18 protein-coding genes, 1 tRNA gene and 3 pseudogenes are annotated in these 22,537 nt (G+C 71.0%); 16 read left to right on the top strand and 6 right to left on the bottom strand.

What is annotated here, in order from left to right:
* The first annotated feature begins 299 nt into the window (after positions 1 to 299).
* The gene (locus tag ABZZ74_RS00480; protein ID WP_356760630.1) at positions 300 to 617 is read left to right on the top strand and encodes an ANTAR domain-containing protein; all 318 of its coding nucleotides are present in this window, start codon (positions 300 to 302) and stop codon (positions 615 to 617) included.
* Positions 618 to 812: 195 nt separating this feature from the next.
* Positions 813 to 900, top strand: a tRNA-Leu gene (locus ABZZ74_RS00475).
* Here the strand turns inward: ABZZ74_RS00475 and ABZZ74_RS00470 are convergent.
* From ABZZ74_RS00470 to ABZZ74_RS00460, 3 genes and pseudogenes are all read right to left on the bottom strand, one after another.
* Positions 862 to 1,161, bottom strand: a pseudogene (locus tag ABZZ74_RS00470) (hypothetical protein); the annotation flags it as partial. The gene ABZZ74_RS00475 and the pseudogene ABZZ74_RS00470 overlap by 39 nt on opposite strands.
* Positions 1,162 to 1,325: 164 nt before the next feature.
* Positions 1,326 to 1,821: pseudogene (locus tag ABZZ74_RS00465) on the bottom strand (hypothetical protein); the annotation flags it as partial.
* Between the two features lie 32 nt (positions 1,822 to 1,853).
* Entirely contained in the window at positions 1,854 to 2,309 is a 456-nt protein-coding gene (locus tag ABZZ74_RS00460; RefSeq protein WP_266962873.1) for a TerB family tellurite resistance protein, read from the bottom strand.
* A 511-nt stretch (positions 2,310 to 2,820) separates the two neighbouring features.
* Between ABZZ74_RS00460 and fusA the strand changes: the two genes are divergently transcribed.
* Complete coding sequence (fusA, locus tag ABZZ74_RS00455; protein WP_356760628.1) at positions 2,821 to 4,863, top strand: elongation factor G; 2,043 nt, start codon at positions 2,821 to 2,823, stop codon at positions 4,861 to 4,863.
* 45 nt (positions 4,864 to 4,908) lie between these two features.
* Here the strand turns inward: fusA and ABZZ74_RS00450 are convergent, their stop codons facing one another.
* Positions 4,909 to 6,678: a coagulation factor 5/8 type domain-containing protein gene (locus tag ABZZ74_RS00450; protein WP_356760626.1), complete on the bottom strand. Its 1,770-nt coding sequence runs from the start codon at positions 6,676 to 6,678 to the stop codon at positions 4,909 to 4,911.
* 211 nt (positions 6,679 to 6,889) lie between these two features.
* Here ABZZ74_RS00450 and ABZZ74_RS00445 point away from each other — a divergent pair, with 211 nt between their 5' ends.
* The 4 genes from ABZZ74_RS00445 to ABZZ74_RS00430 are packed head-to-tail and all read left to right on the top strand — an operon-like array spanning position 6,890 to position 11,442.
* Positions 6,890 to 8,206: a sugar ABC transporter substrate-binding protein gene (locus tag ABZZ74_RS00445; protein WP_356760624.1), complete on the top strand. Its 1,317-nt coding sequence runs from the start codon at positions 6,890 to 6,892 to the stop codon at positions 8,204 to 8,206.
* Positions 8,207 to 8,211: 5 nt separating this feature from the next.
* Complete coding sequence (locus tag ABZZ74_RS00440; RefSeq protein ID WP_356760622.1) at positions 8,212 to 9,201, top strand: sugar ABC transporter permease; 990 nt, start codon at positions 8,212 to 8,214, stop codon at positions 9,199 to 9,201.
* Between the two features lie 7 nt (positions 9,202 to 9,208).
* Positions 9,209 to 10,048, top strand: coding sequence for a carbohydrate ABC transporter permease (locus ABZZ74_RS00435; RefSeq protein WP_356761087.1), 840 nt, complete (start codon positions 9,209 to 9,211; stop codon positions 10,046 to 10,048).
* 29 nt (positions 10,049 to 10,077) lie between these two features.
* Positions 10,078 to 11,442, top strand: coding sequence for a GH1 family beta-glucosidase (locus tag ABZZ74_RS00430; RefSeq protein ID WP_356760620.1), 1,365 nt, complete (start codon positions 10,078 to 10,080; stop codon positions 11,440 to 11,442).
* 254 nt (positions 11,443 to 11,696) lie between these two features.
* Here the strand turns inward: ABZZ74_RS00430 and ABZZ74_RS00425 are convergent, their stop codons facing one another.
* Complete coding sequence (locus ABZZ74_RS00425) at positions 11,697 to 12,476, bottom strand: CDP-alcohol phosphatidyltransferase family protein (protein WP_356760619.1); 780 nt, start codon at positions 12,474 to 12,476, stop codon at positions 11,697 to 11,699.
* 108 nt (positions 12,477 to 12,584) lie between these two features.
* Between ABZZ74_RS00425 and ABZZ74_RS00420 the strand changes: the two genes are divergently transcribed.
* The 5 genes and pseudogenes from ABZZ74_RS00420 to ABZZ74_RS00400 all read left to right on the top strand — a co-directional run.
* On the top strand, positions 12,585 to 13,568 hold the full coding sequence (locus tag ABZZ74_RS00420) for a dehydrogenase (RefSeq protein ID WP_356760617.1): 984 nt from the start codon (positions 12,585 to 12,587) through the stop codon (positions 13,566 to 13,568).
* A 165-nt stretch (positions 13,569 to 13,733) separates the two neighbouring features.
* Positions 13,734 to 14,132, top strand: coding sequence for a 6-carboxytetrahydropterin synthase (locus ABZZ74_RS00415; RefSeq protein WP_356760615.1), 399 nt, complete (start codon positions 13,734 to 13,736; stop codon positions 14,130 to 14,132).
* On the top strand, positions 14,129 to 15,319 hold the full coding sequence (locus ABZZ74_RS00410; RefSeq protein WP_356760613.1) for a glycosyltransferase family 4 protein: 1,191 nt from the start codon (positions 14,129 to 14,131) through the stop codon (positions 15,317 to 15,319). The genes ABZZ74_RS00415 and ABZZ74_RS00410 overlap by 4 nt, the downstream gene beginning before the upstream one ends.
* A complete protein-coding gene (locus tag ABZZ74_RS00405) occupies positions 15,316 to 16,455 on the top strand; it encodes a class I SAM-dependent methyltransferase (protein WP_356760611.1) in 1,140 nt (379 codons plus the stop codon). The genes ABZZ74_RS00410 and ABZZ74_RS00405 overlap by 4 nt, the downstream gene beginning before the upstream one ends.
* Positions 16,452 to 17,597: pseudogene (locus tag ABZZ74_RS00400) on the top strand (lysylphosphatidylglycerol synthase transmembrane domain-containing protein); the annotation flags it as partial. The gene ABZZ74_RS00405 and the pseudogene ABZZ74_RS00400, both read left to right, overlap by 4 nt.
* A 122-nt stretch (positions 17,598 to 17,719) precedes the next feature.
* Here the strand turns inward: ABZZ74_RS00400 and ABZZ74_RS00395 are convergent.
* Complete coding sequence (locus ABZZ74_RS00395; protein WP_356760610.1) at positions 17,720 to 18,484, bottom strand: creatininase family protein; 765 nt, start codon at positions 18,482 to 18,484, stop codon at positions 17,720 to 17,722.
* A 38-nt stretch (positions 18,485 to 18,522) separates the two neighbouring features.
* Here ABZZ74_RS00395 and ribA point away from each other — a divergent pair, with 38 nt between their 5' ends.
* From ribA to ABZZ74_RS00375, 4 genes are read left to right on the top strand one after another with little or no spacing between them, the layout of a single operon-like run.
* Positions 18,523 to 19,182 carry a GTP cyclohydrolase II gene (ribA, locus tag ABZZ74_RS00390; protein ID WP_356760608.1) on the top strand — a complete coding sequence of 220 codons (660 nt, stop codon included), beginning with the start codon at positions 18,523 to 18,525 and terminating at the stop codon, positions 19,180 to 19,182.
* Between the two features lie 11 nt (positions 19,183 to 19,193).
* On the top strand, positions 19,194 to 20,333 hold the full coding sequence (locus ABZZ74_RS00385; protein WP_356760607.1) for an FAD-binding oxidoreductase: 1,140 nt from the start codon (positions 19,194 to 19,196) through the stop codon (positions 20,331 to 20,333).
* Positions 20,330 to 21,388, top strand: coding sequence for a saccharopine dehydrogenase (locus ABZZ74_RS00380; protein ID WP_356760605.1), 1,059 nt, complete (start codon positions 20,330 to 20,332; stop codon positions 21,386 to 21,388). Before ABZZ74_RS00385 ends, ABZZ74_RS00380 begins: the two co-directional genes overlap by 4 nt.
* The gene (locus ABZZ74_RS00375) at positions 21,381 to 22,535 is read left to right on the top strand and encodes a saccharopine dehydrogenase family protein (protein WP_356760604.1); all 1,155 of its coding nucleotides are present in this window, start codon (positions 21,381 to 21,383) and stop codon (positions 22,533 to 22,535) included. The genes ABZZ74_RS00380 and ABZZ74_RS00375 overlap by 8 nt, the downstream gene beginning before the upstream one ends.
* The last annotated feature ends 2 nt before the right edge of the window (positions 22,536 to 22,537 follow it).

Below are 22,537 nucleotides of genomic sequence, written 5' to 3'. Positions count from 1 at the left end.
GCGGGACGTGCCGGAGGTGCGCGGTGGAAAGCGAACGCGCACCGGGCTCCACGGTCAGGAGCGGATGCCAGAGGCTAGCAGCGGGCTCGGGCCATTCGCCGGGGATTCGGCCTGTATCCGCCGGTAGTTAGCCCGTTGTTTACTTGACTTGGTCGCGTTGGGGCTCAGGTGTGCACTGTCACCCCATCTGTCACGGTCAAACGCAATCAATGTGCGCCTTGATTACGCCTGGGTGAAAGTCACCTCATTCTTCCCAGACCCTCTGCTGAACCTGTGATTCCGCGACAACCATGGCGTCCATGTCTCACGACGGAGCCACCGGCTCTGCTGCCCGAGAGGACCGGGACCACGCCGCGACCCTCAGAGAAGCGATGCGTGCGGTCCTTGACCTGATCGACGACGTGGAGGCGCTCAGAACCGAGAACCGCCAGCTCAGAGAGGCCCTGGAGGGGCGCGCCCTGATCGAGCGCGCCAAGGGCATGCTCATGGCCCGCAGCGGCTGCGACGAGGCCACCGCTTTCGAGATGCTCGTCGACCTCTCGCGCAAGCAGCAGCGCAAGGTGCGGGCGGTGGCCGCTGACTTCGCGGACAGCACAGGGGTCCAGCCGCTCACGTGAAGCACCGCAGGCCGGCGTCCGGCGGGTGGGCGTATTCGTGCGATCACCTTCGGTGACGTGTCGTGCTGCTCGGCCCGGGCGCCTCGGAAAAGGTGCCTCCACGGCCCGGATATGCAGGTGAAGGGCACTCCGAAACCTTGGTATTGTTGTCCATGTCGCCGCGGGGAGCACTCCCGGCCAGGCGACAGACACCTAGTCCGGGTGGCGGAATGGCAGACGCGCTAGCTTGAGGTGCTAGTGCCCTTTATCGGGCGTGGGGGTTCAAGTCCCCCCTCGGACACCAGCACCAGCCAGGACCCCTGTTCATCAGGGGTCTTTCGCGTTTCGGGGGTGGGTCTCGGAGCGCGTGCGGCTGGGCGGTTTCGTGCGGGGGACCAGTGGCGGGCGCGTCAGGCGGTACGTAGGCGTCGGCCGCCGTAGAAGGTGGCCGCGGCCATGACCATCGTGAGGCCCGCCGTGACCCCACGGTGAACGCCCATCCCATTGTCGGCTCCACGACGAAGCGGAAGATCCGCCGGACGGGCGGTGTGCACAGCACCGTCACCGGGTGGATCCATGAACCGCTCGGTGAGATCACCGTCACCCTTGCGTGCTTCGGTCCTGGGTGCCGGGGCGCCGGATGTGGTTCACCGCTCTGGGCGCGGGCACGCTGTGCGGCTATCTGCTGCACGGCGGGTCATCACGGGCCCGTACCAGGCGGGCGCGCCCCGCCCAGTACGAGGCGGCGAGCGCGCAGAGGGACACGGGCAGGGCCGGCAGGCGCACCTTCCAGCGGCGCACCAGGCTGAAGTGCTCAGGCCGCAGACAAACGCCGAGCACGAAGTACGGCAGGACCTGCAGCACACGCTGCAGGTCGAGGTCGTTGCCGATGGACGGAGCCACGGTCGCCAGCATCGCGACGACGAGCGCGACCGGCAGCGGCCACCGCACGTGCCTCCACAGTGGGGTCGTCAGCCGCCAGATGAACAGCTAACCACGTACAGCGGGTCCAGGATGGTGATCGGCCGGTCCGGGGCCTGGTCGGTCCAGCGGGTGAAGAGGGTGTACGCCGTCTCGAAGACGACGTACGGAACGGCGACGCCGGTGACCAGCCTCTTGATCTTCCGCAGGCTCGCGTCGAAGCTGCGCGAGAAGTAGCCCACGCGTGGCCCATCGCCACCAGCACGATCGCCAGATACTTCGCGTTGTCGAAGTAGGCGTCGCGCGGGGGCGGGCCCCGGTGGGGTGATCAGCGCGTCAGAGGTCGAACTCGTGGGGCGGCAGGTCCAGGGTGAAGCACGCTTCCCGTACGACGGCCTGTTCCGTCTTGTCGAAGTCGCCGTCGGCGCCGCCGATAACGATGCCGATCTGGATGACGGCACGCGCCTCGGCCGGCTTCTTCTTGGCCTTGGCGATCTCCTGCAGCACGCTGACCTTGCCGAAGGCGAAGTCGGTCGTCAGCTTGTTCAGGTTCTCCTCGAAGCGGCGGCGCAGGTCGTCGGCGGGGAAGTTCTGCAGCACTTCGTTGGTCGCGATCAGCTGGGCGACACGCTGCCGCTCGGCCGGGTCGATGGTGCCGTCGGCGGCTGCGACCAGGGCGCACATGGCCATGCTGGCGTCACGGAAGGCGCCGCTCTTCAGGTCGTTCTTCTTCGCCACGAGCTGGGTTTGCATCGTCGACGCGGATTCCTTGATGCGGTCCCACAGGGCCATGAGAACTCCAGTCGTTCAGTAAGCGGGCTCGGCCCGCCCGGATGGCGGCTCGATGCCTCATCGGTATCCACAGCAACCTGGAAACTGATGGCCCGGGGGATAAGTTCCGGACGTTCCGGTGAAGTTCACCAAGGTCACATGCGGAAAAGTGCCGAGGCCACCGGCGGAGAAAAACCCGGTGCCCCGCCCCCTGCGGCTTCTCTACACTCGCCACGCATCGTGCGTCGCCGTGACGCGCGGGACGAGTGACGAGGGGAGCCGGCCGTGCAGTACCGCACCGCTGTCGTCGTTCCCCGTTCCCAGTACGAGGTGATCCTCGTGTCCTCGTCCGCCCGGTGCCCGCTGCGCGGCCGGCACCGGATGCCCGTGACGAGCATCTGAGCAAGCCGACACCTGTCGTACGCCCGCCGACTGACGGGCCGTCAGGCCATGTCTCCCTCACCCATGTCCTCGCCGGGAATCGCGCTGCCCTGTCCAGTTCTTCGGACATCAGCAGAAAGGCCAACGGGCCGTGCGCACCAACCTCAACGCCCTCGCCGTCGTTCGCAACCTCGGCATCCTCGCCCACGTCGACGCCGGCAAGACCACCGTCACCGAGCGGATCCTGTACGCCACCGGCACCATCCACCGGCGCGGCGAGGTCCACGACGGCACCACCATCACCGACTTCGACCCGCAGGAGCGCGACCGCGGCATCACCATCTTCGCCGCGGCCGTGAGCTGCGCCTGGGACGGTCACCGCATCAACCTCATCGACACTCCGGGGCACGTGGACTTCGCCGACGAGGTGGAGCGCTCGCTCAGGGTGCTCGACGGCGCGGTCGCGGTGTTCGACGCCGTCGCCGGCGTGGAACCGCAGAGCGAGTCGGTGTGGCGGCAGGCCGACCGGCACGGTGTGCCGAGGATCGCGTTCGTCAACAAGATGGACCGCGCGGGCGCCGACCTCGACACCGCCGTCGACTCCATCCGGGAACGGCTGCATCCGGTACCGCTGGTGGTGCAGCTGCCGATCGGCGCCGAGAACGGCTTCCGCGGTGTCGTCGACCTCGTCCGCATGCGGGCGCTGGTCTGGGCCAACGGCGCCGACACAGCCGTAGAGGGACCGGTGCCGGAGGAACTGCGACAGGAGGCCGAGCGGCGTCGGCGGCTGCTGGAAGAGGCGGTGGCCGAACTGCACACCGGTGCGTTCGACGAGTTCTGCTCGCGGACGGTCCTCTCGCCGCAGACCCTGGCCGCGGCCCTGCGCGACCTGACCCGCAGCGGTGACGGCGTGGTGGTGCTGTGCGGCTCGGCCTACCGCAACCGTGGGATCGAGCCGCTGCTCGACGCCGTGGTGGCCTACCTGCCCTCGCCGCTCGACGTGCCCGCCGTACGAGGCACGCACGACGGCACGGAGCAGGAGCGGGCGGCTGATCCGGATGCGCCGTTCGCGGCGCTGGCGTTCAAGGTGAACGCCACCCCGACCGGGCGGCTGACGTACATGCGGGTGTATTCGGGAACGATCGAGAAGGGAGACGCCGTGTGGGACACGGGTGCGCGGCGCACCGAGCGCATCGGGCGGATCCTGCGGGTGCAGGCCGACCGCCACGCCCGCGTGGACCGGGCGGTCGCCGGGGACATCGTCGCCGTGGGCGGGCTGAAGTCCGCCCGCGCCGGCACGACGCTGTGCGCCCCCGACGCCCCGCTCGTGCTGGAACCGCCCGGCGTCGCCGAACCGGTGGTCTCCGTCGCGGTCGAGGCCCGCAGGTGCACCGATGCCGACAAGCTCGCCTCCGCGCTCGCGCGGCTGGCCGAGGAGGACCCCTCGCTGGTCGTGCGGACGGATCCGGAGACCGGTCAGACGGTGCTGTCCGGCATGGGCGAACTGCATCTCGAGGTCGCGGCGGAGAAACTCCGGCTCGGCCACGGGCTGGAGGTCAACGTCGGCCGTCCGAGGGTGAGTTACCACGAGACGGTCGGCCGCGGGGTGTCCGGGTTCGTCTTCCGGCACGTCAAACAGGACGGTGGGGCAGGGCAGTTCGCCCATGTCGTCCTTGATGTCGAGCCGCTCCAGGACGGGTTCGAGTTCCGGTCGGCGGTCGTCGGCGGACGGGTGCCGCAGGAGTACGTCCGGGCGGTCGAGGTCGGATGCCGGGACGCCCTCGCGGAGGGTCCGCTCGGCGGGCATCCGGTGACCGGGCTGCGGGTCACCCTGACCGACGGGGCGACCCATGTGAAGGACTCCTCGGACACCGCCTTCCGCACGGCGGGCAGGCTGGGCCTGCGCGAGGCCCTCCGCGCCTGCGCGATGCTCCTGCTGGAGCCGGTCGTCGAGGTCGCCGTGACCGTGCCCGAGGACGCCGTCGGCGGCGTCCTCGGTGACCTCGCCGCACGTCGCGGACGCGTGTCGGGCTCGGTCGTGCGCGGTGGCTCGGCGGTCGTGACGGCGACCGTGCCGCTGGCCGAACTCTTCGGCTACGCGACGCGGTTGCGCAGCCGGACGCAGGGCCGTGGCACCTTCACGGCACGCCCCACGGGCTACGCGCCGGCCCCGGCCGTGTCGCCGGCCCGGTGACCGACAGGGCGGCCCCTCCCGTACGCGGGCGGGGCCGCCCCTCGCTCACGGGTACGACACCACCGTCGACGGCGTCGTCGAGGTACCGGACGTCGGCGCGCCCGTGTCGTTGATGACGTGCTCGTACTGGCCGTTGCCGCCCAGCGAGACCACCAGCAGGTCGTGGAAGCGCACCCCGGGACGGTTCGGCGCGGCGAAGCCGCTGTGCTGCACGATCGTCGGGTCGACGTTGTAGTAGCAGTAACTGCCCAGTCCCCAGCCCTCGTGCTCGGTGACGTCGTCGCCGACCTTGTAGGCGGCGTAGCCCTTCACCGGGCCGTTCTGGATGGCGGCCTGATTCGGGGCGTCGTACGCCTTCTCGTTCTGGAAGAAGATGGTGCGGCCGCGCCGGCCGTACCACTGGACGTCGTACTTGTTGAAGTGTTCGACGAACAGGCCGGTGCACAGCACGTCGTCGCCGTTGACGACGATGCCGTAGTCGGCCCGGTTGGTGTCCCAGCCGACGCCGTCGCCGTGGTCGGCGCGCCAGACCCAGGTGTGGTCGACGATGGTGTGGCGGCTGTTGATCACCATGCTGGTGGTGGCCTTGCCGGCGCCCGCGCCGCCGATGCGGACGAACACGTCCTGGACGGTGGTCGGGTTGGCGGAGTGGTCCCTGGACGCGCCTCGGGGGCCCACTTCCAGCAGCGTCGGGGAGTTGACCGGCCCCGCGTCGATCAGGAATCCCGCCAGGCGCACGCCGTCGACGTCGGCGACCCGCAGGGCCGTGACTCCGTTGTCCGGCACGAGAGTCGCGTAACCCAGGCCCAGGAGCACGGTGTTGGCGCGGTTCACCTGGATGGCCTGGTCGAGGTGGTAGACGCCCGGCGTCAGCAGCAGGTGCAGTCCTTGTGTGAGCGCCTGGTTGAGGGTCGCCGCGGAGACGCCGGGCTTCGCGACGTAGAACTGCGACAACGGCAGCGAGGTGCCGCGCGGAGTGCCGCTGCCCCAGGTGACACCGCGGGCGTTGGTGCGTTTGGCAGGCAGGAAGACCCGGAGCTCCGAGCCGTCGACGTACAGGAAGGGCTTCTCCCGGGAGACCGGGGTCGTGTCGAGCGTTGTGTACGGCGGGTTCGGGAAGCTCTGCGCGGGGGCGCCCTCGACGCCGGAGAAGACCATGTTCCAGACACCGTTGAGCCAGCTGCCGATCGCGCTGTCCCGGGTGTACCACTGCTGCTGCGAGTACGGCCCGACCTGGCCGTCGACGCGACTGTCGGCGATGTAGCCGCCGCTGGCCCAACCGTAGCCCGTGGGCGAGAGGTTGAGGCCGCCGCGGACGTGCATACGGCGGAAGGGGGCCGCCTGAGCCACGGCCCACCGGTTCGTGCCGTTCGCGGGGACGAGCGCCAGGTTCTCCGCCGAACGCCAGAAGTTCTGCGTGGCGTTGCCGTTGAACCAGCCGGCGTCGACCGTGACGTCCCCGTTGATGGTGGTGTCGTCGGGGGACAGGCCGAGGCCGGCGATCGAGGTGTAGAAGCCGAGTTGGGCGTTGAGGCCGTGGTAGGTGCCGGGCTTGAACAGCAGGGCGTAGCGGCCGGTGCCGAACTGCGCCGACTCCTGCTGCCGGAACACCTCGTCCAGCCTGGACTGGATGCCGGGGGTGGACGGATCGAAGACCAGGACGTTCGGGCCCAGGTCGCCGCCGCCGGGGAGGAGGCGCGGCTTCCTGGGCGGCTTGGGGGCGGCCGAGGCGGGGGCGGACAGGCCGAGCACCGCGGGGGCGGTGGCGGCAGCGGCGCCGAGGACGGTTCTGCGGCCGATGGCGGGCAGGGGCATGGGGCGGCTCTCCTGTTCAGGAAGTGAACCTGGTGGGGTCTGGGAGCGCTCTCTCGCCGGTGAATGCTTCAACTACCCGAACGACCGCGTCAAGAGGTGCGACCAGAGTTCCGCAAGCCGTGCCGTACCCCTTGACGAGGACATCCCTTGAGGTTTAACTCACGTCCTAAATTAAGCCATGAGTGCATTCCCTGAAGGGACACCGGGAACCATGCGCAGCATCCGAGCCGGGGCCGTAGGCGCCGTCACCTTGTCACTCGCCCTTGCCGCCTCGGCCTGCGGAGGCGGTTCGTCGAACGGCGGAGGGTCGAACGACTCCCCGAAGACGCTCACCTACTGGGCCTCCAACCAGGGCGCCAGCATCGCCGTCGACAAGAAGGTCCTGCAGCCCGAACTCGACAAGTTTCAGAAGCAGAGCGGGATCAAGGTGAAGCTGGAGGTCGTGCCCTGGTCCGACCTGCTGAACCGGATCCTCACCGCGACCACCTCCGGCCAGGGCCCCGACGTCCTGAACATCGGCAACACCTGGAGCGCCTCCCTGCAGGCCACCGGCGCGCTGCTGCCCTGGGACGCCAAGAACTTCGCGAAGATCGGCGGCAAGGACCGCTTCGTCGACGCGGCCCTCGGCTCCACGGGCGCCGAGGGCAAGGACCCGGCCGCCGTACCGCTGTACTCGATGGCCTACGCCCTCTACTACAACAAGCAGATCTTCGCCGACGCCGGCATATCCAAACCCCCGGCCACCTGGGCGGAACTGGTCACCGACGGCAAGAAGATCCAGGCCAAGGGCAAGTCCGCGCTGGGCGCGGAGGGTTCGAACCTGTCGGAGAACATCCACCACGTCTTCGTCTTCGCCAAGCAGCACGGCGCGCACTTCTTCACCGCCGACGGCAAGGCCGACTTCACGAACGACGGCGTGGTCACGGCGGTCAAGCAGTACGTCGACCTGATGGCCAAGGACAAGGTCATCCCGACCGGCGACGCCGAGTACGCGCAGAACCAGTCGGTCAGCGACTTCGCCAAGGGCAAGCAGGCCATGCTGCTGTGGCAGTCCGCCGCCGCCAACCTCAAGTCCCAGGGCATGGACGCGAGCGCCTACGGCATCGCACCCGTCCCCGTGCAGTCCGGCACCCCGGGCACCGGAACACAGGTCAACTCGATGGTGGCCGGCATCAACCTGGCCGTCTTCAAGAACAGCCACAACCTCGACGGCGCCACGAAGTTCGTGAAGTTCATGACCAGCGACGAGGAACAGAAGATCCTCAACACCGCCTACAGCTCCATCCCGCCGGTGAAGGCCGCGCAGGAGGACGCCACCTTCAACTCCCCGTCGAACGCGGTGCTGAAGGACACCCTCGCCAGGAGCGCCGCGGCGCTGCCACAGGTGGCCGACGAGTCGCAGTTCGAGACCGCGGTCGGTACGGCGGTCAAGGACCTTTTCGCCGACGCGGCGGCCGGACGCGCCGTCACCACCGCCTCGGTGAAGTCCGCGCTGGAGAAGGCCCAGCAGCAGATGCCGGCGAAGTGAGCCCGATGACCACCACCGCCCTCAAGGAGCCAGTGAGGGGGAGTTCCGCCGGTGCGGCGGCGCGCGAACCGCGTCGCCGCACGGGACGGATCCGCCGCGCCGGGCTCCCGTACCTGCTCCTGTTGCCCGCCCTGGTCCTCGAACTCCTCGTCCACCTGGTGCCGATGGTCATCGGCATCGTGATGAGCTTCAAGGAACTCACCCAGTTCTACATCCGCGACTGGGGCACAGCGCCCTGGTCGGGCCTGTCCAACTACCGGGTCTCCGTGGACTTCGACGCCCCGGTCGGCCAGGCTCTGCTGCACTCCTTCTTCGTCACCGTCGCCTTCACCCTGCTCTCGGTCGGTCTGTGCTGGCTGATCGGCACGGCGGCGGCGGTCTACATGCAGGACACCTTCGCCGGCCGCGGTCTGCTGCGGGCGCTGTTCCTGGTGCCGTACGCCCTGCCGGTCTACGCGGCCGTCATCACCTGGGTGTTCATGTTCCAGCACGACAACGGCCTGGTGAACCACGTCCTGCACGACCAGCTGCACCTCACCGGCAAGCCGTCGTTCTGGCTCATCGGCGACAACAGCTTCTACGCGCTGCTGACCGTGTCCGTGTGGAAGGGCTGGCCGTTCGCCTTCCTCATCGTCATGGCCGGACTGCAGAACATCCCACGGGAGTTGTACGAGGCCGCCGCCCTCGACGGCGCCGGCATGTGGCAGCAGATCCGCCGCATCACGCTGCCGTCCCTGCGCCCGGTCAACCAGGTGCTGGTCCTGGTTCTGTTCCTCTGGACGTTCAACGACTTCAACACCCCCTACGTCCTGTTCGGCAAGTCGGCCCCGGAGGCGGCGGACCTCATCTCCGTGCACATCTACCAAGCGTCCTTCGTCACCTGGAACTTCGGCACCGGGTCCGCGATGTCCGTACTCCTGCTGCTGTTCCTGCTGGTCGTCACGGGCGTCTACCTGGCGCTCACCTCGCGCGGACGGAGGGCCGGCGATGTCTAGGTCCCCCATGGCGCCCCCGAGTTCGTTCCTCTGGTCGCGCCGGGTCTTCCTCACCCTCCTCACCGGTTTCGTGCTGGTGCCGGTCTACGTCATGGTCTCCAGCTCGCTGAAGCCGCTCGCGGACGTCACGGGCAAGTTCCGCTGGCTGCCCAGCGGTCTGACGGTCCGCCCGTACATCGACATCTGGTCGACGGTCCCGCTGGCGCGGTACTTCGTGAACTCGCTGATCGTGGCGGGTGCGGCGACCGTCTGCTCGGTGGTGATCGCGGTGTTCGCCGCGTACGCCGTCAGCCGCTACAGCTTCCGCGGCAAGCGCGTCTTCACGGTCACCGTGCTGTCCACGCAGATGTTCCCGGGCATCCTCTTCCTGCTCCCGCTGTTCCTGCTGTACGTCAACATCGGCAACGCCACCGGCATAGCCCTGTTCGGTTCCCGCGGCGGCCTGATCCTCACCTACCTCACCTTCTCCCTCCCGTTCTCGATCTGGATGCTGATCGGGTACTTCGACTCCGTACCGAAGGACCTGGACGAGGCCGCCCTGGTGGACGGCTGCGGCCCGATCGGCGCGCTGTTGAGGGTGGTGGTCCCCGCCGCGATCCCCGGCATCGTCGCGGTCGCCGTCTACGCCTTCATGACCGCCTGGGGCGAGGTCCTCTTCGCCTCCGTCATGACCAACGACACCACCCGCACCCTCGCCGTCGGCCTCCAGGGCTACTCCACGCTCAACAACGTGTACTGGAACCAGATCATGGCCGCCTCGCTGGTCGTCAGCGTGCCCGTGGTCGCCGGCTTCCTGCTGCTGCAGCGCTATCTCGTCGCGGGGCTGACCGCCGGGGCCGTCAAGTGACCGATTCTCCTGCGTCCGAAGGGACTTACGTGTCCGACCGCATCGACCTTGCCGCCTTCCCGCACGACTTCCTGTGGGGAACGGCCACATCGGCGTACCAGATCGAGGGGGCCGTCGCCGAGGACGGCCGCTCCCCGTCGATCTGGGACACCTTCTCGCACACACCCGGCAAGGTCGACGGCGACGACCACGGAGATGTGGCCTGCGACCACTATCACCGCTGGCGCGAGGACATAGGCCTGATGCGTCGACTGGGTGCGAACGCCTACCGGTTGTCGATCGCCTGGCCGAGGGTGGTGCCGGGAGGGTCCGGCCCCGCGAACTCCAAGGGACTGGCCTTCTATGACGAGTTGACCGACGCGCTGCTGGAAGCGGGCATCACCCCGTCGGTCACCCTCTACCACTGGGACCTGCCCCAGGTCCTCCAGGACCGGGGCGGCTGGCCGGAGCGGGAGACGGCCGTGGCGTTCGCCGAGTACGCCTCCGTGGTCGCCGCCCGCCTCGGGGACCGGGTCACCCACTGGGCCACCCTCAACGAGCCGCTGTGCTCGGCGTGGATCGGCCACCTGGAGGGCAGGATGGCGCCCGGCCTGACCGACCTCACGGCCGCCGTCCGGGCCTCGTACCACCTGCTGCTGGGCCATGGCCTCGCCGTCGAGGCGATCCGCGCCGACGCCCCGTCCGCCGAGGTCGGCCTCGTCACCAACCTGTCCACGGTGCACGCCGCCACCGACCGTGAGGAGGACGTACGCGCCGCGCGCCGGCAGGACGGCCACGTCAACCGCTGGTGGCTGGACCCGGTGTACGGCCGGGGCTTCCCGGCCGACATGCGCGAGGTGTACGGCGTCGACCTCCCCGAGCGGGCGGGTGACCTGGCCAGGATCGCCGCCCCGCTCGACTGGCACGGCCTGAACTACTACATGCCGGCCACCGTCGCAGACGACCCCTCCGCCCCCGCGCCGCACGTCCGCTCGGTCCGCCGCATCGGCGTCCCGCGCACCGGCATGGACTGGGAGATCGACGCGCACGACATCGAGACGCTGCTGCTCCGCCTGACGGAGGAGTACGGGGCACGGAAGATCTACGTCACCGAGAACGGCTCCGCATACCCGGACGTCGTACGCCCGGACGGCACCGTCGACGACCCCGAACGCCAGGACTACCTGGTGCGCCACCTCGCCGCCTGCGCGTCCGCCGTCCGCAAGGGGGCCCCGCTGGCCGGATATTTCGCGTGGTCGCTGCTGGACAACTTCGAGTGGGCGTACGGCTACGACAAGCGGTTCGGGCTGGTGCACGTGGACTACCGGACACAGAAACGGACCATCAAGGGCACCGGGTACCGGTACGCGGACATCATCCGGGCGCATCGGGGGCGGGCCCGGAAGGCGGCCTGAGGCGTCAGTGACGCGCGGCCGGGTGGGGCGGACGGCACGACCGCCGGCCGCAACGCCGGCATCACCGGGGTGCTGTCCTCGGTGTCCGGCTCATCGTGCGGGCCCGGAAGGCGGCCTGAGGCGTCAGTGACGCGCGGCCGGGTGGGGCGGACGGCACGGCCTCGCGCGGCGCAGCCGTACATCGGCACAGTCCGCGTCCCGAGGATGTCGCCGGACCGCTTCCCGGTGTGTCCGGCGCGTCACCGCCGCGTCCTTCAGGACGCCACGGCCTCCCGCTCCTCCGCCGCCAGTTCCAGGATCTCCGCGACCTCCGCGTCCTGGACGCGGGAGTTGCGGTGGAGCCACCGGACGTCCCGGCCGAAGGACCAGGTCAGGGAGGCGAGGGCGATGAGGACGACCGTCAGGGACGCCGTGCTCGGCAGGTAGCCCGAGGCGGACAGCAGCAGGCAGATGCCCTGCATCGCGGCCACCGTCTTGCGGGCCATGCTCGGCGGGAGCTCGGCGTTCAGCCACGGCCAGACACGGGCCGCGGCCACGAAGCCGTACCGCATGCCGCCGATCAGCAGGACCCACGGGCCGAACTCCATGGAGACGTACACGCTGAGGACGAGGATCAGGAACGCGTCCACCTCCATGTCGAAGCGTGCGCCCAGCGGCGTGGACGTGTTCGTGGCGCGGGCGACCTTGCCGTCCACGCCGTCGAGGATCAGCGCGACCGCCGTGAGGCCGACGAGGGCGGTGACCGGCGGGGAGCTCTCGAAGGAGTCCGCGACCAGGGCGGTGACCCCGCCCACCAGGGTCGCGCGGCCGAGCGTCACCCGGTTGGCCGGGCCGAAGGAACGCGGCCGGGTGCGGTGCAGCGCCCGGGAGAGCACCGCCCAGGTGGCGACGGCGAAGGCGAGGCCGGTCAGCCAACCCGCCGGCCCCATGCCGATCGCCGTGCCGAGCAGGGCCAGCAACAGGATCTGAACGCCCGCTCCCACAGCGGTCTCCTGCTGGACCAGCCTCGCGTCGTAAGTGTTGTTCAGGGCCACCGCACACCCTCCGGCCGTATGACAGAGTCGATCAACGCCGCGTACTGTGCGCGGCCTGTGCACACCTCGGTACGTGAACCACTTCCCGATCGTTCAGGAGGACGTCAGATGAACCTGATCGCCCGCGCGTTCTGGCTCAGCCGTCCGGGACAGGGCGAGATACGAGACGTCCACCTGCCCGAACCCGGTGAGGGCGAGGTGCTGGTGCGTGCGCTCTACTCCGGGGTCAGCCGGGGGACGGAGACGCTCGTCTTCCGCGGAGGTGTTCCCGAAAGCCAGCACGCGGCCATGCGGGCGCCGTTCCAGGAGGGCGACTTCCCCGCCCCCGTGAAGTACGGCTACCTCAGCGTCGGTGTCGTGGAGGCGGGCGCGGCGGATCTGGTCGGGCGGACGGTCTTCTGTCTGTATCCACACCAGACGCGGTACGTCGTCCCCGCCTCCGCCGTGACCGTCGTTCCGGACACCGTGCCCGCCGAGCGGGCCGTCCTCGCCGGGACGGTGGAGACCGCCGTGAACGCGCTGTGGGACGCCGCGCCACTGGTCGGGGACCGGATCGCCGTGGTGGGCGGGGGCATGGTCGGCTGCTCCGTGGCCGCGCTGCTCGCCCGCTTCCCGGGCGTGCGCGTCCAGTTGGTGGACGCCGATCCCGGCCGGGCCAAGATCGCAGAGGCGCTCGGCGTCGGCTTCGCGCTGCCCGCCGACGCCCTAGGCGAGTGCGATCTGGTCGTGCACGCCAGCGCCACCGAGCAGGGGCTCGCCCGGGCCCTGGAGCTGCTCACCGCCGAGGGCACGGTGCTGGAGCTGAGCTGGTACGGCGACCGGCAGGTGGCCCTCCCGCTCGGCGAGGCCTTCCACTCCCGGCGCCTGGTCATCCGCAGCAGCCAGGTCGGCACCGTCTCCCCGGCCCGCCGCTCCAGCCGCAGCTACGCCGACCGGCTCGCGCTCGCCCTCGATCTGCTCGCCGACCCGGGGCTGGACGCCCTGGTCACGGGGGAGTCCGCCTTCGAGGAACTGCCCGACGTCCTGCCGAGGCTGGCCTCCGGGGAGATCCCGGCGCTGTGCCACCGGGTCAGGTACGCGGACACAGCCTGACGGAGTCGTTCAATCCGGGACGACTTTTCGGCCACGCAAGACCGCCTGACCTGAGAAAAGAGTGAGGCGGGGCTGAACACGGGGAACCGAAGAGCCGTACTACACGGCATCCCCCGGCGGCCGATGGCCGGGGGACCAGACGCGCCGCACCTGGAGGGTCGTCCGTTGTTCAGTGTCACCGTCCGCGATCACATCATGATCGCCCACAGCTTCCGCGGCGAGGTCTTCGGACCCGCGCAGCGCCTGCACGGAGCGACGTTCCTGGTGGACGCCACCTTCCGGCGCGAGCAGCTGGACGACGACAACATCGTCGTCGACATCGGACTGGCCACCCAGGAACTCGGCGCGGTCGTCAGCGAGCTGAACTACAGAAACCTCGACGACGAACCCGCGTTCGCCGGGACCAACACCTCCACGGAGTTCCTCGCCAAGGTCATCGCCGACCGGCTCGCAGAGCGCATCGAGAAGGGCGCGCTCGGTGAGGGCGCCAAGGGCATCGCCCAGATCGCCGTCACCCTGCACGAGTCGCACATCGCCTGGGCGAGTTACGAGCGTGCCCTGTGACCGACGTGACCTTGGAGAAGGTGGGGAACCCGGCGCTGGGCTATGTGCCCGTGCAGAACGCCGCCGTCAAGAAGGCCGAGATCCTGCCCATGTCCCTGCGCCTGGTGCACTTCGTCATGCCGGGCGGCGTCGACGACCCCGCCGCGCCGAGCGGCGGCAACGCCTACGACCGGCGGGTGAGCCTGGATCTGCCCGGCTTCGGCTGGCAGGTCCACAAGCACGCCGTGGCCGGCGAGTGGCCCCGGCCCGGGGCGGCGGCCCGCGCGGAACTGGCACGGACGCTGCGCCAGTTCCCCGACGGGGCGGTCGTCCTGCTGGACGGGATCGTCGCCTGCGGGGTGCCCGAGATCGTCGTACCGGAAACGGAGCGGCTGAACCTCGCCGTGCTGGTGCATCTGCCGCTCGGCGACGAGACGGGCCTCGAGCCCGCGGTGGCCGCCGAGCTGGACGCCAAGGAGCGGGACGTGCTGCGGGCCGTGCCCGCGGTCGTCGCCACCAGCGACTGGGCGGTCCGCCGGCTCGTCTCGCACCACGGGCTCGCGCCCGAGCGGGTCCATGTCGCCGCCCCCGGCGCCGACATCGCGCCCCTCGCCTCCGGCACCGACGGTGTCTCGCGGCTGCTGTGCGTGGCCGCGGTGACCCCGCGCAAGGGGCAGCACCGGCTGGTGCAGGCGCTGGCCGCGGCGGCCGACCTGCCGTGGAGCTGCGTGTGCGTCGGCGGACTCGGGCAGGACCCGGAGTACGTCGCCCATCTGCGGCAGCTGATCAGGGAGAACGGTCTGGAGGGCCGCATCCACCTCGCGGGTCCGCAGGCCGGTGCCGAGCTCGACGCCAGTTACCACGCCGCCGACCTGATGGTGCTGACCTCCTACGCGGAGACGTACGGCATGGCGGTCACCGAGGCCCTGGCACGCGGCATCCCGGTGCTCGCGACGGATGTCGGGGGCCTGCCCGAGGCGGTCGGCCGCGCCCCCGACGGCGGGGTGCCCGGCATCCTCGTGCCGCCGGAGGACCCCGCCGCCCTCGCCGCCGAACTGCGCGGCTGGTTCGGCGAGGCCGACGTACGACGCCGGCTGAAGGCCGCCGCCCGGGGCCGGCGGGCCGCCCTGGACGGCTGGGCGACCACGGCCCGCAGCCTCGCCGGAGTACTGGGCCGGCTGCCGAGCGAACCCAGGAGGGCGGCATGAACAGGACCGCACCGGCGCAGACCGGCGGAAAGATCCCGGCACAGCCGGGTCCGAAGGAAACGGTTCGGGGGCAGCAGATGGCAACGCAGGCGGCGGACACCCGCACGAACGCTGAGGACCGGACGGTCGCGACGGACCGCCACGAGCCGGGGACCGGTCCGGCGGCGGACGGCGGCCGCCAGGTGGCCGGGAACGGTGGCAGCCCGGTGGCGGACGCCGCCGCGCGGGGCGTGATCCCCGGTTCCGGGCCCGTCCAGGGGCCCGGGGAGCGGGCCACCGTGCGGTTGCGGGAGACCGGGCCGGACGAGCCGCCGCGCTACGCGCCCGAGTGGCTGGAGCTGCGGGAGCCCGCCGACGCCGGGGCCCGGGCGCACGATCTGCTGGACCCGTTGCGGATCCGGCTCGCCAATCTGCCCGGCAAGGCCGGGTACGTCATCCACGACCTGGGCTGCGGCACCGGCTCGATGGGCCGCTGGCTCGCGCCACGCCTCGACGGCGCCCAGCACTGGATCCTGCACGACCGCGACCCCTACCTGTTGCACTTCGCCGCCGTCGCCTCCCCGCGCTCGGCCGCCGACGGCAGCAGGGTCACCGTCGAGACCCGGCGCGGCGACGTCGCCCGGCTCACCCCGGACGCCCTCGCCGGCGCCTCCCTGGTGACCGCCTCGGCCCTGCTCGACGTCCTCACCCGCGAGGAGATCGACACCCTCGCCGCCGCCTGCACCGGTGCGGGCTCCCCGGCCCTGCTGACCCTCTCGGTCGCGGGCCGCGTCGAACTCTCCCCGCCCGACCCGATGGACGAGGAGATCATGGAGGCCTTCAACGCCCACCAGCGCCGCGACGGGCTGCTCGGCCCGGACGCGGTCACGGTGGCCTGCGAGGCCTTCTCGGAGCGGGGCGCCACGGTACGGGTCAACCCGAGCCCCTGGCGGCTCGGCCCCGGCGAGGCGGCGCTGACCGCCCAGTGGCTGCGCGGCTGGGTCGGCGCGGCCGTCGAGGAGCGCCCGGAGCTGGCATCGCGCGCAGAACGGTATCTGCGCGACCGGCTGGCCGCCTGCGAGGCCGGCGAGCTCCACGTCACCGTCCACCACAGCGACCTGCTGGCGCTGTCCCGGCCGGTGGGCGGGGCGTCATGAGCGTGGAGACGGTGCGGGCGTTCGTGGTGCGCGGCGCGACGAAGGCCGGGCGGGACGTGGACGTGGTGTCCGGGGCGCCGAGGGGCGTGCGCGCCGAGGGGCCGGTCCTTCCGGCACCCGCGGGCGCGGCCGGCGGCGGTGTGCCGTCCGTCGTGGTCGAGGTGTGGGAGGACGGCAAGGACTGTCTCGCGGCGCGCGACGCGGCCCTGCGGGCGCGGGCCGGCGAACTCGCCGTCTCCGCGGACCGCATCGGCGTGATCGTCTCCTCCGCGCGGACCGGAACCCCGTCCGCGGCGCCCTGGTGGCGGAGCCTCCTGAACCGTCTCAACTCCCGTGCTCTGCGCACCCACTTCGGCTCGGTCGCCGGCGCCGTCATCCTCGGCGCCCTGCTGTGGCATCTCGGCACCGGCGTGCTGCTGGACGGGCTGCGGCGGATCGACGCCACGACGCTGGTGCTGTCCCTCGTTATCGGCGCCGTCACCACCGTGCTCAGCGCCTGGCGTTGGGCGCTGGTGGCCCGGGGGCTCAGGATCGAGCTGCCGCTCGGCGCGGCCGTCGCCGACTACTACCGCGCCCTGTTCCTGAACGCCGCCCTGCCCGGCGGTGTCCTCGGGGACGTGCACCGTGCGGTGCGGCACGGGAAGAACGCCGGTGACCTCGGCCGCGGTGTGCGGACGGTGGTGCTCGAACGGGTCGCCGGACAGATCGCGCTGGCCGTCGTCGGTGGCGCGGTGCTGCTGACCCTGCCGTCCCCGGTGCTGGCCGAGGTGCGCAGCTTCGCCCCGCTGGTCGCGCTGGCCGTGGTGGGCGCGCTCGCCGTCGTCCTGGCTCTGCGGATGAACCGGGCGCCCTCCCGCCGCGGCCGCGCCCTGCGCGCGACGCTCGCCGAGGCCCGCGAGGGACTGTTCTCCCGCCGCAACGGGCCCGGGGTCGCCCTGTCCTCGCTCCTCGTCCTCGCCGGACACCTCGCCATGTTCGTGCTCGCGGCCCGCGTCGCCGGCTCCGGAGCCTCCGTCGCCGTCCTGCTGCCGCTGGCCGTACTGGCGCTGCTCGCCATGGGAATCCCGCTGAACGTCGGCGGTTTCGGGCCCCGCGAGGGCGCCACCGCCTGGGCGTTCGGCGCGGCCGGACTCGGCGCGAGCAGCGGCGTGGCCGTCGCCGTGGTCTACGGCGTGCTCAGCTTCGTCGCCGCCCTGCCCGGCGCGGCCGTCCTCGTCGCCCGTTGGTACGAGGGCCTGCGCGCCGGGACCGACGCGGGCGCCGACTACCCGCGGTCGTCCGCCGACGTGAGCAGCGAGAAATACGCGCCGAAGGAATCCGCGAGGCTCGCCAGCAGTTCCTTCCCCTTTTCCGCGGAACCGAGCGAAGGGCGTCCGATGACGCCCGAATCGGTATAGCCGGACATACCGAGGGTGAGCAGATGGCGACGGTCGTCCGCGACGAAATCGGAGGTCTCATAACCGGGCCGGAGGAATTCCGGGTGAGCGTGCAGAAGGATGGAGGTCTCGATTTCTCCCGCGTGCATGTCGGTCAGCAGCGAGGTGGTGACCCCCGCCCGCAGCCGAGCCGCTTCCCAGTCCTCGGCGGCCGGGAACAGCGCCATGCGCTCGCCGCGCGCGGAGGCTTCCTGGACGACGTTTCCCAGCACGTAGTTGCCGCCGTGCCCGTTGACGACCACCAGGACGTCGACGCCGGAGCGGCGCAGCGAGTCCGCAATGTCCCGAACCACCGCGTGAAGGGTGACCGAGGAGATGCTGACGGTACCGGGCCAGGCGGCGTGCTCGTGCGAGCAGGAGATCGTCACCGGGGGGAGGAGGTGCACCGGGTACGCCGCGGCGATCTCCCGGGCCACGGCACAGGCGACCAGCGTGTCGGTCGCCAGCGGAAGGAACGGACCGTGCTGTTCGAAGCTGCCCACCGGAAGGACGGCGACCTGCGTTGAGACACCCGCCGCTCTGGTCCGTACCTCTTCCGTAGTGTCCGCCGGCACCAGCCCGTCCGCCGCCGTACGCGCGCCCGAACCACTCATTTCTTCACGGCCTTTCGTCTCTGTTTAGGAATCAGATCATGACAGATAAAATCGGCGTCCTCGGCAAGAAGTCCCCGCAGCGCACGGGTGTGGAACGGATCGTGAATGCACCGCTGCCCACGGTGTACGGGCAATTCCGGGCGGTGGGCTACATGGATCACGACCGCGGCGACGAACAAGTCGCCCTGGTGTACGGCGAGATCGGCGCGGACGACGTTCTCACGCGCCTGCATTCCGAGTGCCTGACCGGTGACGCGTTCGGCTCCCAGCACTGCGAGTGCGGCGACCAGCTGGCCTCCGCGCTGAAGGCCGTCGTCGCCGAAGGCAGCGGCATCGTCGTGTACTTGAGGGGCCACGAGGGCCGCGGCATCGGTCTGCTGGCCAAGCTGCGGGCGATGGCGCTGCAGGCGGAGGGCCTGGACACGGTCGAGGCGAACCTGGCGCTCGGACTGCCGGTGGACGCCCGGGACTACGGCGTCGCCGCGGAGATCCTGCACGACCTGGGCGTGAACTCGGTCCGTCTGATGTCCAACAACCCGCGCAAGCGCGAGGCGTTGCTGCAGCACGGCATCAAGGTCGCCGAAACGGTCCCGCTGCTGATCCAGCCGTGCGAGAGCAACATCACCTACCTGCGCACCAAGCGGGAACGGCTCGATCATGTGCTGCCGCATCTGGACGCCGTGGCCCACCTGTCCTGATCGCGGTGCGGATGCGGGCCAGCGCCGTGATCATCGGCGGTGGGGTGATGGGCGTGAGCATCGCCTACCACCTCGCCGCCGCCGGTGTCCGTGACCTCGTCCTCGTCGAACGGGACGAACTCGCCTCCGGCTCCACCTCGAAGGCCGCGGGCGGGGTACGGGCGCAGTTCTCCGACGAGCTCAACATCCAGCTCGGCGCGCGCAGTCTGGAGGCCTTCGGCCGGTTCCAGGAGGAGATCGGGTACGACATCGGGCTGCACCGGGTCGGCTATCTGTTCCTGCTGTCGACGCCGGAGGAGGTCGCCTCGTTCGAGGCGGGCGTGGGGCTGCAGAACTCCCTCGGCGTGCCCAGCCGCCTGATCACCCCGAAGGAGGCCCGCAAGCTGTCGCCGCTGATCAGCACCGACGGCCTGCTCGCCGCCGCCTTCTCACCGGACGACGGCCACTGCACCCCCGAGGCCGTCGTCCACGGCTACGCCTCCACCGCCCGCGCCCTGGGCGTGCGCATCCTGCGGCACACCGAGGCCACCGGCATCGAACGGCAGGGCACCACCGTCACCGCCGTCTCCACCACCCTCGGCCGCATCGCCACCGACACGGTGATCTGCGCGGCCGGCCCCTGGTCCCGGGCGGTCGGCGCGATGGCCGGCGTCCAGCTGCCGGTGGTGCCGCTGCGTCGCCAGATCGCCGTCACGGAACCCGTCGCGGGACTGCGGCCCGACCTTCCCATGACGATCGACTTCACCACCAGCCTCTACTTCCACGCCGAGGGCCCCGGTCTCCTGCTGGGCATGTCCGACCCCGACGAGCAGCCCGGCTTCGCCACCGACCCCCACGACCGCTGGATCCCCCGCCTGGCCGCCGCGATGGAACAGCGCGCCCCGGCCCTGCTCGACCTGCGCCGCACCGGCACCTGGGCGGGCCTGTACGAGATCACCCCGGACCACAACGCCCTGATCGGCGAGGCCACTTCCGTCTCCCGCTTCCTGTACGCCACCGGCTTCTCCGGGCACGGCTTCCTGCAGGGACCCGCCGTCGGCGAGGTGATCCGCGACCTGTACCTGGGCCGCGTACCCTTCGTGGACGTCAGCCCCTTGAGCGCCGACCGTTTCGCGGCCGACGCCCCGCGCCCGGAGGCCAACCTCGTATGACAGAGCTCCACCTGTGGCTGCGCCACGAGGACCGCACGACCGAACGACGCACACCGATCGTGCCGTCCGACGCGCGTCGGCTCGTCGAGGCCGGAGTGACGCTGACGGTGGAGGAGTCCCCGCAGCGGATCTTCCCGATCGAGGAGTACCAGGCGGCGGGCTGCGCGGTCGCGCCCTCGGGGACGTGGGTGTCGGCGCCCCGTGACGCCGTGATCCTGGGCCTCAAGGAACTCCCAACCGGACCAGCGGAACTGACTCACCGTCACATCTTCTTCGGCCACGCCTACAAGCGGCAGCCGGGAGCGGAGACCCTGCTGCGGCGGTTCGCCGCCGGGGGAGGTCGACTCCTCGACCTCGAGTACCTGGTGGACGACGACGGCCGCCGGCTGGCCGCCTTCGGCTTCTGGGCCGGCTACCTCGGCGCCGCCCTCGCCGTGCTCCAGCACCGGGGCAGGCTGGTCGCCCCCCTCACGCCCACCTCGAAGGAGGAGCTCGACGAGACGCTCCAACGCGCCGAAGGGGACGAAAAGTTCACGGCCCTGGTGATCGGCGCGCTGGGCCGCAGCGGCCGGGGAGCCCGCGTCGCCCTCCACACGGCCGGGATCGAGCCGACCTGCTGGGACCTGGCCGAGACCCGCGACCTGGACCGCCCGGCGCTGCTCGCCCACGACCTCATGGTGAACTGCGTCCTCGCCATCAGCCCCGTCCCGCCCTTCGTGCGCGAGCAGGACCTCGACGACCCCGCCCGCCGCCTGCGCACCCTCTGCGACGTCACCTGCGACGTCGGCTCACCCCTGAACGTCCTGCCGGTCTACGACCGCACCACCGACTGGACGGATCCGGCCCGACGCCTGCGCAAGGAACCCCCGCTCGACCTCATCGCCATCGACAACCTGCCCTCCCTGCTCCCGCGCGAGTCCAGCACCGACTTCTCCGCGGCGCTTGTACTGCAACTGCTGGAGTTCGGGGTCGGCGGGCCGTGGGGCCGCTGTCTGGACCGGTTCCACCAGGCCTGCCGTGAACTCGGCATCCAGGAAGGGGAGTTCCGTGGCTGACCGCGTCGCCGCGAGCGGCACCGTCCACTGGATCGGCGCCGGACTGTCCACGGGCAGCGGTCTGGCCCGGCTCTGCGACAGCGCCCCTCGCGTACGGCTGTGGCACCGCACCGAGGAACGCGCCGCCGAGGCCCTCGGCCGGCTGGGCCTCACCGGACGCGCCGAACCCCGCGCCTACACGCTCCCCGCGCTCACCGCCGAACTGGCGCCCGGCGACGTCGTCGTGTCGATGCTGCCCGCGCCCGAGCACACCGGCGTCCTGGCGGCCTGCGTGGCCGCCGGCGCCCATTTCGCCTGCTCCAGCTATGTCTCCGACGCCGTCCTGGAGCAGGTCCCCCAGGCCGCGAAGGCCGGCCTGGTCGTCCTCACGGAGGCCGGGCTCGACCCCGGCATCGACCACCTCTTCGCTCACAGCCTCGTCGCCCGCGCCCGTGAGGTCGTCGGCGACGCCACGGCGGCCTCGTACGCCTTCACGTCCTACTGCGGAGGCATCCCCGCCGTCCCGAACGACTTCAGGTACCGCTTCAGCTGGGCACCCGCGGGCGTCCTCAACGCCCTGCGGTCGCCCGCGCGTTACCTCGAGGACGGAGTGGCCGTCACCGCCCACCGGCCCTGGGAGGTCACCCGGCCGCACGTCCTGGACGGTGAGACCTTCGAGGTGTACCCGAACCGCGACAGCGTCCCCTTCGTCGAGCAGTACGGGCTGCCGGCCGCCTGGCAGGCGCGGTCCTTCGTGCGCGGCACGCTGCGGCTGGAGGGCTGGCTGCGGGCCTGGGAGTCGGTGTTCGAGGAGCTGAAGGGCGGGGACGACGCCCGGATCGCCGCGCTGGCACGGGAGTTGGCCGACCGCTACCCGACCACGGACGCCGACCGGGACCGGGTCGTGCTCGCCGTGTCACTGGACGTGCGGGCGGAGGAGGGGCGGAGCTGGTCGGGGAGCTACCTCCTCGACCTGGTCGGCGACGCGCGGGAGAGCGCGATGGCCCGCTGCGTCTCCCGTCCCCTGGCCCTGGGCGTCCGCCACATCCTCGACGGCACCCTGCCCGCGGGCCTGAACCGGGCGGCGGAGACGGCCGCCCGGTCGGAGCGGTGGCTCGGTGAACTGGCCGAGGAGGGGCTGGAGTTCAGCCTGCGTGCCGACCAGTAGGC

This window comes from Streptomyces sp. NPDC006476, assembly GCF_040612015.1.
Classification (GTDB): Bacteria; Actinomycetota; Actinomycetes; order Streptomycetales; family Streptomycetaceae; genus Streptomyces; species Streptomyces griseorubiginosus_B.
This window is presented reverse-complemented; position numbering and strand designations above follow the sequence as displayed.